We start from the raw sequence: 10883 nt of genomic DNA, 5'->3' as shown, positions 1-10883 counted from the left end.
CGCCGCACCGGCAGACGACGGCGCAGCAGCTACCGCCGCGGGCGCCACCGCACCGGCGGACGACGGCGCCGCCATCGCCGCAGCCGGTGCAACGGCAGCGGCAGCCACCGCGCCACCACCGAGAGCCATGAGGGCAGCAGCGGCAGGATTCGCAACGGGGGCCGGCGGCGCCACCGCCGCCCCGGCAGTCACCGCCGCCGGATACGCCGGCCGCATCGCGATCGCCAGCGGAAACCCGCTGACCTCGTGCATGCCGTGATCCACATAGACCTGGTCCGGTTCGCTCGACGGCTGCGCGTTGGTGATCAGCCCCGAGCGCGCATAAACGCCGCCGCCCACGCCGTGGAACGGCCCCGGCGGCACGCGCGGAAAACCGAGCTGCTGCGCCGTGTAGAGGAAGTCGCTGACATTGGTGTCGCCGATCGGCGAGCCGGCACGCTCGGAGAACTTCGCGTCCCAGATCGCGGTGACCTGCCCGAAGGCCGGCGTCGCATCGCCGGTCCTTTCCGTGATCGAGATATCGGGCGCGCGCAGCTTGCCGTAGCGGTCGCTGATCTTGATGCCGGGGTTGAGATCGTATTCGTGCGCGCCGCCGGCCTTCGGCGTGATCCTCGCGTAGGAAAAATTGCACTTGAGCGCCGGCCCCTTGGGCCACACCGCCTTCTTCTTGCGCGTTACCACCTCGAGTTCGTGACCGACCTCGAGCTCGGCGCACAGGTTCAGGAAACACAGGAATTCGAAGACATAGGAATCCTGGTCCGTGTCCACCGCCGCGTGGGTGCTCCAGACAGCGGCATCCGCGAGCGTGTGTTTGACGGCGCGCAGGCGTTTCAGCAGATCGATTCGTTTCATCGTGCGGCGAAGGTCCGTTCGAAGCTCAGTTCGCTGGTGCGATTGCCGTCGCTGGAGACGAAGGCCATCAGTTGCGCGAGAAAACCGCCGTCGACCGGGCCGAGATCGATGTCGAGATAGCTCGGCGGCAGCCGCTGCAGATCGTCCAGCGACTCGAGCACGATCCGGTTCGGGTTCGCGGCGTCATCGGGCAGCGGCTCGAGCTCGGCGAACAACGCCTCGAAGGCGCGCAGCTGGCGGCCCGCCGATGCGCTGCCGCGCGTGTCCTCGTCGGCGAAATGCACGGCGTCGAAGGTGCCGATGCGCTCGGCGGCGCCCAGTTCCCGCCACTGCGCGGCGGCCTCCACCAGCATCTCGCCGACCGGCAGGATGCGCGCCTCGACGAAGCCGATCAGCCGTTCGAGCCGCGCCCGGTAGCTGGCCTGCCGGGACGGGTTCAATGCCTCGCGATGGTCGAACTCGATGCGCGTGCGCGCCGGCAAGGCGTAATAGAGCGAATAGAAGGCCGTGCGCGAGACGAAGATGCGATTGTTGAGCAGCACGTCGGCGTCGACCTGGGGAATCTCGCGGAACGGAAAACGGAAATGCCGTTCCGGTGCCTCCAGGCGCTTGACGAAGCTGAGGCTGTAGAGGAAATCGTCGAGTTCGAGCGGATGATCGAGCCCCAGCTTGCGCCCGAGTTCGAAGCGATAGCGATAGACCTTGCCCTCATCCTCGATCGGCAACTGATAGCCCAGCGCGAAGTCTTCCGGCAGCTCCGGCGCCGCGTCGCGCTCCTTCATCTCCACGGCCTCGACCACATAGAGCATCGGCTCGATATGGCCCATGCCGTTGCCGAGAAACAAGGCGTCGCCGACGGCAATGCGCACGCGGCGACGCGATTCGATTCCCAAGCTGTCGTCGCCGAATCGGATCGATTCGGCCTTCCCGTTGATCAGCCAGAATTTCATTGGCCCGTTGGTCGTTTGAATTGTGATGGTTCCTGCCTCGAACCCCGGGCCGCGCCTTCAATCTCGGCCGTCCCATGGTTCCCCCGTGGGACGGCATCATACAGCGGCGGCGCGCGCTTGGCCCAAGCCGGCACGCGCCCGCCGCCCGCCCTCAGGCGCCGAACGCCGCCTTGGCCAGCAAGCCGGCCGCCACCAGCGTCAGCACCACGGCGAAACCCGTCTGCACATGGCGCGCCGCGAGCCGCCGCGAAGCCAGGCGCCCCGCCACCATCCCGGCCGCCGTGGTCGCGCTGAACCAGAGCGCCACCTCCACCGGCACCGGCGTGCCATGCGCGATCGTCGAGGCGATGCCGCCGGTGCCCACCAGCGCGATCACCATCAGCGAGGTGGCGACCACGCCGTGCATCGGCACGTCGGTCAGCTTGCGCAGCATCGGCACGATGATGAAGCCGCCGCCCACGCCGAGCAGGCCCGTCATCAGCCCGGTGACGGCGCCGGTGCTCGCCAGCGCGGCGGCGGTGGCCGGCGTCCAGGCCAGGCGCCCGGTGTCGGGATTCATATGGCCGACGCACAGCGGCGAATGATCGACCACCTCGGCGCGGCCGGCGCGCACCTGCCGCCAGAGCCGCGCCGCCACCACCAGCATCACCACCGCGAACAACGCCAGCAGCAGCCGCTGCGGCAGCGCCTGGGCCGCGCGCACGCCCAGCGAGGTGGCCGGCACGCCGGCGGCGGCCATCAGGAGCGCCGCGCGGTAGCGCACCAGCCGGCGCCGGAACGCTTCCAGCGCGCCGATCGCGGCGCTGCCCGCCACCGCGATCAGGGCCACCGGCGTAGCCTGCTGGATGGTCCAGCCGAGCCCGGCCACCAGGGCCGGCACCGCGAGGATGCCGCCGCCCGCGCCGGTCAGGCCGAGCACCGCGCCCACCAGCGCGCCGAGGATCAGGGCGATGGTCATCCGCGCCCTCCCGCCAGGGGATCGGATGCAGCGGTTGGAAAGCGGGATCGGCCTGGCGACAAGCCGGGGAGACGAGAAAGGATGGAACGATCGGGCAAGACGGACCTCGGGGAATCGATCGCCCGCGCTGACGCGGGCACATGAACTGCGCTCCCCTACACAAGTCGCGTGCCAGATGTGCCGCGCCGCCCGGGCCTGTCGCAAGCCCTTGATTTTGTTGATCGCGCCGGGCCGCGCCGGCGCGGCCGCCGGGCGAAAACCGCCAGCCGGGCCGCATCGTGGCAGTCGATGGCAGTGCTGGCAGTCGCGCCGGCCGGGGCCTGCCGGCGCCCGTCGGCGTTTCATCGCGCTCAACGCCGCGCGCGAATCCTGTCGTTTCTGGCTGGGCATTCCCCCGTATTGACCTGCGGCCCGACTTAATGAAAATGGAAGCATTCATCCGCCAGGAGAGGCGATGCGTAGCGTTTTCATTTCCCACGATGCAAACCGCGCGACGAGCACGCCGATGGCGTGCGGCCTGTCTCCGACCTGTCCCTCCTTGCCCTTCCCCGCGTTTGCCGCGGTCGATTTTTTTTCGCACCGCAACCTGAGTGCTCCTGACGATCGCCGCGAACCGCTCGCGGCGCCGCTGTCGCGTCATGCTGCAAACGCACGTAACCGCCTCTTCGCCGCCCCGGCGATGCCGATTCGGGGCCAGATATCCGGCGTGCCCGAGAGACGCGCCTGCCTCCTCCATCCCGCGACCGCCGCCGGCGGCCGACCATAACGATTCCTACGAACGGAGCCCACGATCATGACTGCGACCACCTTCGACTCGAAGTCCGTCACCGATACCGATGGCTGGTTCATCCGCTATTGCGAGCGCGGGCGAATCTCCGACTCGGTGATCCGCGGCGGCATCAGCGCGCTGCTGTGGCAGAAGCTGCGCGCCGAGCACGTCGACGACGACGTGGCGCGCATCGACGCGCTGAACGCCTTCGTCGAGGAGCTGAACCGCGCCCCGTTGATCGCCGACGCGCAGACCACCAGCCGCGAGCTGCACGACATGCCGGCCAGCTTCTTCGAGGCCTATCTGGGCCCGCGCATGAAGCAGTCCTGCTGCTACTTCCCGCAGGGCGAGGACACGCTCGCGCATGCCGAGGACGCGATGCTCGAGTTGTACGGCGAGCGCGCCGAGCTGGTGGACGGCCAGCGCATCCTCGATATCGGCTGCGGTTGGGGCGCGCAATCGCTGTGGCTGGCCGAGCGCTATCGCCAGTCGCAGGTGGTCGGGCTCACCAGCTCGGCGCGGCAACGCGAATTCATCGAGCAGCGCGCCGCCGCGCGCGGCATCACCAACCTGAAGATCGTCATCGGGGACGTGGCCACCTATGAATTCGCCGCCGGCGACGCCGGCTTCGACCGCGTGCTGTCGATCGAGAACTTCGAGCACATGAAGAACTATCGCGCGCTGCTCGCGAAGATCTCGCACTGGATGAGCGACGACGGCAAGCTGTTCGTACACCTGTTCGCGCACCGCCTGATCGCGTATCACTTCACGGCGCAGGACGGCAACGACTGGATGTCGCGACACTTCTTCGGCGGCGGCACCATGCCCTCGGCCGACCTGCTGCTGCGCTTCCAGGATCACCTGCGCGTCGAGAAGCAATGGTGGCTCGACGGCACGCACTACCAGCGCACCGCCAACCACTGGCTGGCCTCGCTCGACGCGGCCCACGAACAACTGCTGCCGATCCTGCGCGAGACCTTCGGCGAGGACGACGCGCCGATCGTGTTCCAGCGCTGGCGCATGTTCTACATGGCGGTGGCCGGGCTGTTCGGTTATCGGCACGGCCGCGAATGGGGCGTCGCGCACTACCTGTTCGACAAGCGTTCGGCCAGCGGCGCGCAGGCCTGAGCCGGCCCGCATCGCCCCTACAACGACAAAGCCGCGTGGGCCTTTCGGTCCACGCGGCTTTTTCATTGCGGGCCCGTGCATCGTGCACGGGCCCTTCCTCTTTCAACGCATCCTCGCTCAGCGCGCCGCGCCGGCGGTTGCCCGCGCATCGGCCTGGCGGCGGCGATACGCCGTGTCGCGCGTGGCCAGCCAGTAGTACAGCGGCGAGGTCAGCACCAGCCCGATCACCCAGGACAGGTCCGCGCCGTCCAGGTAACCCGGCACCGGGCCCGCGTACATCGGCGTGTTCATGAACGGGATCTGCACCAGGATGCCCACCGCGTAGGCGATCAGCGCCTGCGGGTTGAAGCGGCCGTAGATGCCGCCGTCCACGCGGAAGATCGACTGGATGTCGTAGTCGCCCTTGTGGATCACGTAGAAGTCGATCAGGTTGATCGCCGTCCAGGGCACCAGCACCACCAGCAGCGCGAGCACCAGGTCCACCAGGCTCGACACGAAGTTGGTCGACACGCCGATCGCGAAGTAGCAGCAGGCGGCCAGGATCACGATCGAGAACACGGCGCGCGCGCGGGCGGTGGGAATCCAGCGCCAGGCGAAGGTCTGGATGGAGGTGATCGAGGACAGCACCGCGCCGTACAGGTTCAGCGCGTTGTGGCTGATCACGCTGAGCAGGAACAGCACCAGCATCAGCGAACCGAACGGGCCGGTGGCCTGCTTGACGGCGTCCATCGTATCGACGCCCGGCGCCACGGCCAGCACCGCGACCGCGCCGAACACGAAGGCCAGCGACGAGCCGATGGTGCAGCCCAGGTAGGTGGCCCAGAAGGTCGAGGACACCTTCACGTCGGCCGGCAGGTAGCGCGAATAGTCGGAGACGTAGGGGGCGAAGGCGATCTGCCAGAGCGCCGAGAGCGACACGGTGGCCAGCCAGCCGGCGAAGTTGAAGCCGCCGCGCGTCAGGAAATCGGCGGTGCCGACGTGCGTGAAGATGTACCAGAAGCCCACCACGATGCCGATGCCCAGCACCCAGGTGCCGATCCGGTTGAGGATGTGGATGAAGCGGTAGCCGATGATGCCGATCAGGCCCGAGCCCAGCGCGCCGATCACGATGCCCACGGGCAGCGGCACCGCCGAGGAGATGCCGTGCAGCGACTTGCCGGCCAGCACGATGTTCGAGGCGAAGAAGCCGACGTACATCACGCCGGCGATCACGGTGACCAGCAGCGCGCCCCAGGAGCCGAACTGCGCGCGGCTCTGGATCATCTGCGGGATGCCCATCTGCGGGCCCTGCGCCGAGTGCAGCGCCATCAGCACGCCGCCCACCGCCTGGCCGACGATGATCGCGACGATGCCCCACAACAGGTTCAGGTGGAAGATCTGCACGCCGAGCGCGCCGGTCACGATCGGCAGCGGCGCGATATTGCCGCCGAACCAGAGCGTGAACAGGTCGCGCACCTTGCCGTGGCGGTCCTCGGGCGGCACGTAGCCGATCGTGTGTTTCTCAATCAACGGGGACGCATTGCGCTCCGGGGTGCTCACGATGGTGTCTCCTTGCGTGCGCGGGCAACCGCGCTGGTCCGGTCCAGGGCTCGCCCGGACCCCTGCGATCATCAGCCGGCATCGCTGCCGCCACCCTGCCCCGAATCCGTTCCTGTTTCGATATCCGAATCAATTTCGAATGCGCGGCGAGCTTGGCGCCGGTGCCGCGGCAAGCCCTTCCGGGCCGGTCCGCTTTGATGTGAAGCAAATTTAGCGAAGCCGAAAAAAATTGAGAAATATCGTTTTAGTGTGTCTTGCAAAGCTTTTTGCTATGTCCAGAAGTGAAACAGTTCCGGCACGAAAGCGGTGCGCGCATGCACCGGATCGGGGGCGAGGCGGGAGGGGATGGAGACGGGCGCGGCGCGGCGCCCGGATGCGGTTTTGGCGATTTCGAGCCGGTTTTCGTGGATTTCCGCAGGAAAACACGGCTCGAATCATCGATATCGAATCGACGACGCAACAGTCTTACATTTCGTCAGGAAGCGGATGTCGTCAGTCGCGGCTCGATTCGCGCCCCCGTCGCCCGGCCAGCGCATCACGCATGATGCGCTCGATCGCGCCGCTCAGCCCGGCGCGCATGGCGAGCCGCAGCAGGCGCCCCGGACGCAGCACCAGCGCGCCGGCGAGCAGGACGGCAACGGTCGCCACGGCCGCGCCGTCGATGCCGGAGCGCCTGACGACGGGGCTCGCGGCGCGACTGCCCGGCGGCAGGCGCCGCGCGGCCGCGATCGTATCGTTGGCTTGCAGCAGGCGCGCGCGGGATCGCGCCATGCCGGCGAGCAGGGCTTCGCGCCGGGCCAGCGGGCGGCTTCCGGAATCGGATCGGGAACTCATCGCAGGCTCTCCCGGATCGCTTCGATATCGCGCTGCCAGGTGTCCTGCAGCGCCTGGAAGGTGCCGGCCGCATCGCGCCGGCGCACCGCCACGAACGCGCCCAGGCCCACCAGCACCCAGAAGCCGGCCACCGCCCAGGTGGTTTCGATCAGATAGGGCGTGCTCGCCGCGCTCACGATCACGGCCACGCAGACGAAGGCCAGCCCGAACATCGCGCTGAGCCCCAGCAGCGAATAGAGCATCAGGTCGCGCAGGAAGCGCTGCCGGGCGATCTCGAGTTCGACGGCCGCGAGGTTCGCGTAGTCGCCCAGGCGCGACGCGGAGAATCGCGCCACGTTCTGCCATTTCCTCAAGCTGGAAAACATCGGCTCCCTCCCCCAGGAGATCGCCCGTCGGCAGCGGCGGCCGGCGGGCGGGACAGGTTCAGACGCGGGCCGCGGCCCGATCCGGGTTGCTGCGCCATCCGGCGAAACCGGCCAGCCCCGAGACGATCATGCCCAGCAACAGCAGCGCCGCCGCGGCCCAGGCGGCCTGGCTGAGCTTCCTGGCCGCGAGTTCGCCGGCCTCGCGCGCCCGCTGCTCGGCCTGCTGCTTCAAGGCCTGGTACTTCGCGACCGCCTGGTCGTAGGCCTGCGCATAGTTATCGGCGATCTGCTCGGCTTCGGCCCGGCTTTTCCCCGTGCGCGCCATGATCAGGTTGACGAGCGCGCTCTTGTCGGCGGCGTTCAAGGCCGGATTGGCACGCTGCCTGAGGCTGGCGAACCAGTCGCCCAGATCGTCCGAAGCCTGCTGCGGATTGGCCGCGGCATCGCTGGCCGCCGCCTTGCCGTCGTTGACCGCGTCGCGGGCACCTTGCTTCAGGTTGGACGGGGCGAGTTCCGGCTTGCCGGTCTGGCGCAGCAGGGTATCCAGGCGGCCTTGCCAGTTCGAGAAATCGAAGGCATCGCCGTCCTTGTGCAAGGCACCGGCCACGCCCGAGGCCAAGCCCGGCGCGGCGGCCGCCACGCCCTGCCCGGCCAGCGACAGGCCCGCCTTCGCCATGCCCGAGGCCGCGCCGATCGCGCTGCCGGCCAGGCCGGCGAGCAGGTAGAGCGTGACCAGGATCGACACCGATCCGCTCAGCACGCCGTGCAGGGTGCCGCGCCGCGGCGCCGAGCGGCCGGCGAAGAAGGCGCCCACGGCCAGCGAGACCAGGGTGGACAGGCCCAGCCAGATGCCGGCGCCGGTACCGAAGCCGGCGAACGGATCGCGCCGGCCGAGCGGGTCGAAGCTGCCGGCGCCCAGCGCCGTGCCCAGCATGCCCAGAAACAGATAGGTCATCGAGGCCAGCAACACCCCGGCGAACACGGCGCCCCAGGAAATGCGCGTCGGATGCACGGCGACCACGGGGTCGGCCGGCGAGAGATATCGGCTCATGTCGGTTCCTTGTTCCTTGCTTGTTATCGATGTTCCTTCCCGGCATCGTGGCCGGGAGCTACGCCAACGGACTTCGACGACGGCCCGGCCCGGACCGTCGCGCGGCCACCGGAGGCGATCCGGAGGCCGCAACGCGGCGGCTCAGCGCCGGGACCAGAGCGCGCCGACCACGAAGCTCACGGCGGCCACCGCCGCCAGCGCGGCGAGCGGCTGGCTGGCGGTCACGTCGCGCAACTGGTCGAGCGCACCGCCGTAGGACTCCTGCATCCGGCCCGCGACCTGGCGCGCCCGGCCCTCGAATTGCGTGCCGCGATCGCCGATCACGTCGCCGACCGCTTCCTGGACCTTGCCGGCGAGGTTCTGGGCACGGCCTTCGGTTTTTTCGAACATGGTGTCTCTCCTGGTCAAGACGGACGACCCGCCGGTCGTCAGCATGGATACCCTGCGCGGCTTGCGAGGCCGCTGGGCCCGGGGCGGGCTGCCCCGCTCGGTCACGCCGGGAAGCATCGAGCCCGGCTCGCGAATCCGATGTCGGCAACTGTAGCGAGGCGCAGATTGGGTCGTCTCCGTAGAAATTGACCAGGTGGACTAGTATGTTTGGCCCAGGTCGCCTGCCTCGCGCGAGGGGATGGGAGGATCGGCCAGCCGGCCCGTTTCCTTGCTCCGGCCGGCCCGGCGGCCATGAACCGTCGTCGCGGAGGCTCGATGGGGTATGGATGCACTATCCCGCCCGGTGCATCCGTCCCTTGCACCGCGCCAGCCCACCGGCGAAGATTCCGCAGACACGCCAACGCCCGGGCAAGCCGCCCGAGCCACGCCGGAACGAGCCGGCATGTCATCCGGAACACCAACCATGAACGAAGCCGTCAACGAAGAACAGGCGCTCAAATCGCATACCGATCGGCGCCAGTTGCACCAGATCATCGCCGGGCTCACCGAGGGCGTGATCCTGGTCGAGCCGGACCAGCGCATCGTCTGGGCCAACGACGCCGCGCTCGAGATGCACGGGGTGCATACGCTCGACGAACTCGGCGCGAACGTCACCGAATACCGCGAGCGCTTCCGGCTGCGCTACCGGAACAATCATCCGGTGCAGGAAGGCCATTACCCGATGGACCGCGTGATCTCCGGCGAGGAATTCAGCGACGTGACCGTGGAAGTGTTCCGCGCCGACGACGAGGAACAGAGCTGGGTGCACCGGATCCGCAGCCTGGTGCTGACCAACTCGGCGGGCGAACCCGATTGCCTCGCGCTGGTGCTGCACGACGCCACCGAACTGGCCAGCGCGGAGCAGCGCTTCGAGCGGACCTTCAACGCGAATCCGGCGCCCGCCGTGATCTGCCGGCTCAGCGACATCCGCTACGTCAAGGTGAACCAGGGGTTTCTCGACATGACGGGCTACCAGCGCGACGACGTGCTCGATCGCACCGTCTACGAGGTCGACGTGCTGGAGAACGCCGAGCGCCGCGAGCTGGCGATCGAGCGCCTCGGCGAAGGCGCGACCATCCCGCAGATGGAAGCCGTGCTCAAGCTGCCGGGCGGCGGCACCAAGGCGGTGGTGGTGGCCGGGCAGCCGATCGACATCGGCGAGGAGCCCTGCATGCTGTTTACCTTCATGGACCTCGAGCCGCGCAAGCAGGCCGAGCACGCCTTGCGGCAGAGCGAGGAACGCTTCGCCAAGGCGTTCCGCGTCGCGCCGGTGGCCACCGCGATCGTCACCGCCGAGCGCTTCGAGATGCTCGACGTGAACGATGCCTTCATCGCGCTGACCGGTTATCCGCTCGACGAGATCCGCGGCAAGTCGGTCTCGAGCATCGGCCTGTGGGTGGACGTGGACGCCTTCGGACATGCCGCCGCCCTGCTCACGCGCGACAGCCGGCTGCTGAACGTCGACATCCAGATTCGCAGCCACGACGGCGAGGTGCGCGACTGCCTGATCTCCGCCGATTCGGTCAGCATCCACGATCAGGACTGCATCCTGTTCGCCCTGCTCGACATCAGCGATCGCAAGCGCAGCGAGACGGAAATGGTGCTGGCCATCGAGACGGCGATGCAGGACGCGTCCTGGTTCAGCCGCATGCTGATCGAGAAGCTCGCCAACGTGCGCCGCACCAACTCGCCCGATGCCGGCGCCCAGTTGTCGGACCTGACGGGGCGCGAGCGCGAGGTGTTCGACCTGCTGTGCCGCGGCCTGGCGGACAAGGAGATCGCGATCAAGCTGAAATTGTCGCCCAACACCGTGCGCAATCATGTGGCGACGATCTACGGCAAGCTGGACGTGCACAGCCGCACGGAAGCGATCGTCTGGGCGCGCGAGCGGGGGTTCTTCGGGGATGGCGAGGCGGAGCCGGCGCGCGCATCGAAGGCGAAGCCAAAAGAGTGAATACCTGACTCGGCCGGCGAACCGTCCTGCTTAAACCCCATGAACAGGCCCGCT

General features: G+C 68.4%; 11 protein-coding genes. 3 read left to right on the top strand and 8 right to left on the bottom strand.

Going from position 1 to position 10883, the window contains the following annotated elements; genetic code table 11:
- The 3 genes from F3J18_RS16835 to F3J18_RS16825 all read right to left on the bottom strand — a co-directional run.
- The coding region (locus F3J18_RS16835) for a hypothetical protein (RefSeq protein ID WP_205195453.1) at positions 1-852 on the bottom strand (852 nt) is incomplete at its 3' end.
- Positions 849-1802: a hypothetical protein gene (locus F3J18_RS16830; RefSeq protein ID WP_166913411.1), complete on the bottom strand. Its 954-nt coding sequence runs from the start codon at positions 1800-1802 to the stop codon at positions 849-851. The genes F3J18_RS16835 and F3J18_RS16830, both read right to left, overlap by 4 nt.
- 151 nt (positions 1803-1953) lie before the next feature.
- Positions 1954-2760 carry a sulfite exporter TauE/SafE family protein gene (locus tag F3J18_RS16825; RefSeq protein ID WP_166913410.1) on the bottom strand — a complete coding sequence of 269 codons (807 nt, stop codon included), beginning with the start codon at positions 2758-2760 and terminating at the stop codon, positions 1954-1956.
- Between the two features lie 454 nt (positions 2761-3214).
- On the opposite strand from F3J18_RS16825, the gene F3J18_RS16820 reads away from it, so the two are divergent.
- On the top strand, positions 3215-3526 hold the full coding sequence (locus F3J18_RS16820) for a hypothetical protein (protein ID WP_166913409.1): 312 nt from the start codon (positions 3215-3217) through the stop codon (positions 3524-3526).
- A 27-nt stretch (positions 3527-3553) separates the two neighbouring features.
- Positions 3554-4657 carry a class I SAM-dependent methyltransferase gene (locus tag F3J18_RS16815; RefSeq protein WP_025097849.1) on the top strand — a complete coding sequence of 368 codons (1104 nt, stop codon included), beginning with the start codon at positions 3554-3556 and terminating at the stop codon, positions 4655-4657.
- Between the two features lie 117 nt (positions 4658-4774).
- Here F3J18_RS16815 and F3J18_RS16810 read toward each other — a convergent pair whose 3' ends face one another.
- The 5 genes from F3J18_RS16810 to F3J18_RS16790 all read right to left on the bottom strand — a co-directional run bounded on the left by F3J18_RS16810 (position 4775) and on the right by F3J18_RS16790 (position 8836).
- On the bottom strand, positions 4775-6196 hold the full coding sequence (locus F3J18_RS16810; RefSeq protein ID WP_088555590.1) for a cytosine permease: 1422 nt from the start codon (positions 6194-6196) through the stop codon (positions 4775-4777).
- Between the two features lie 492 nt (positions 6197-6688).
- Positions 6689-7030 carry a hypothetical protein gene (locus tag F3J18_RS16805; protein WP_166913408.1) on the bottom strand — a complete coding sequence of 114 codons (342 nt, stop codon included), beginning with the start codon at positions 7028-7030 and terminating at the stop codon, positions 6689-6691.
- The gene (locus F3J18_RS16800) at positions 7027-7365 is read right to left on the bottom strand and encodes a phage holin family protein (RefSeq protein WP_345791181.1); all 339 of its coding nucleotides are present in this window, start codon (positions 7363-7365) and stop codon (positions 7027-7029) included. Before F3J18_RS16800 ends, F3J18_RS16805 begins: the two co-directional genes overlap by 4 nt.
- A gap of 88 nt (positions 7366-7453) precedes the next feature.
- Positions 7454-8446: a YrzE family protein gene (locus F3J18_RS16795; RefSeq protein WP_166913406.1), complete on the bottom strand. Its 993-nt coding sequence runs from the start codon at positions 8444-8446 to the stop codon at positions 7454-7456.
- A gap of 141 nt (positions 8447-8587) precedes the next feature.
- Positions 8588-8836 (bottom strand): CsbD family protein, encoded by a 249-nt coding sequence (locus tag F3J18_RS16790; protein WP_025099978.1) that lies wholly within the window; start codon positions 8834-8836, stop codon positions 8588-8590.
- A gap of 463 nt (positions 8837-9299) precedes the next feature.
- Between F3J18_RS16790 and F3J18_RS16785 the strand changes: the two genes are divergently transcribed.
- Positions 9300-10829: a helix-turn-helix transcriptional regulator gene (locus tag F3J18_RS16785; RefSeq protein WP_166913405.1), complete on the top strand. Its 1530-nt coding sequence runs from the start codon at positions 9300-9302 to the stop codon at positions 10827-10829.
- Positions 10830-10883 lie beyond the last annotated feature (54 nt).

The sequence above is a fragment of the Burkholderia sp. Ax-1720 genome (genome assembly GCF_011753035.1).
Taxonomy (GTDB): Bacteria; Pseudomonadota; Gammaproteobacteria; order Burkholderiales; family Burkholderiaceae; genus Burkholderia; species Burkholderia gladioli.
Note: the sequence above shows the minus strand (reverse complement) of the source record. Positions and strands in the feature narration are given on the sequence as shown.

Excerpts from the sequence above, each read along its gene's own strand:
- F3J18_RS16830 (WP_166913411.1), bottom strand. The coding sequence starts at position 1,802 with ATGAAATTCTGGCTGATCAACGGGAAGGCCGAATCGATCCGATTCGGC.
- F3J18_RS16825 (WP_166913410.1), bottom strand. The coding sequence starts at position 2,760 with ATGACCATCGCCCTGATCCTCGGCGCGCTGGTGGGCGCGGTGCTCGGC.
- F3J18_RS16820 (WP_166913409.1), top strand. The coding sequence starts at position 3,215 with ATGCGTAGCGTTTTCATTTCCCACGATGCAAACCGCGCGACGAGCACG.
- F3J18_RS16815 (WP_025097849.1), top strand. The coding sequence starts at position 3,554 with ATGACTGCGACCACCTTCGACTCGAAGTCCGTCACCGATACCGATGGC.
- F3J18_RS16805 (WP_166913408.1), bottom strand. The coding sequence starts at position 7,030 with ATGAGTTCCCGATCCGATTCCGGAAGCCGCCCGCTGGCCCGGCGCGAA.
- F3J18_RS16795 (WP_166913406.1), bottom strand. The coding sequence starts at position 8,446 with ATGAGCCGATATCTCTCGCCGGCCGACCCCGTGGTCGCCGTGCATCCG.
- F3J18_RS16790 (WP_025099978.1), bottom strand. The coding sequence starts at position 8,836 with ATGTTCGAAAAAACCGAAGGCCGTGCCCAGAACCTCGCCGGCAAGGTC.
- F3J18_RS16785 (WP_166913405.1), top strand. The coding sequence starts at position 9,300 with ATGAACGAAGCCGTCAACGAAGAACAGGCGCTCAAATCGCATACCGAT.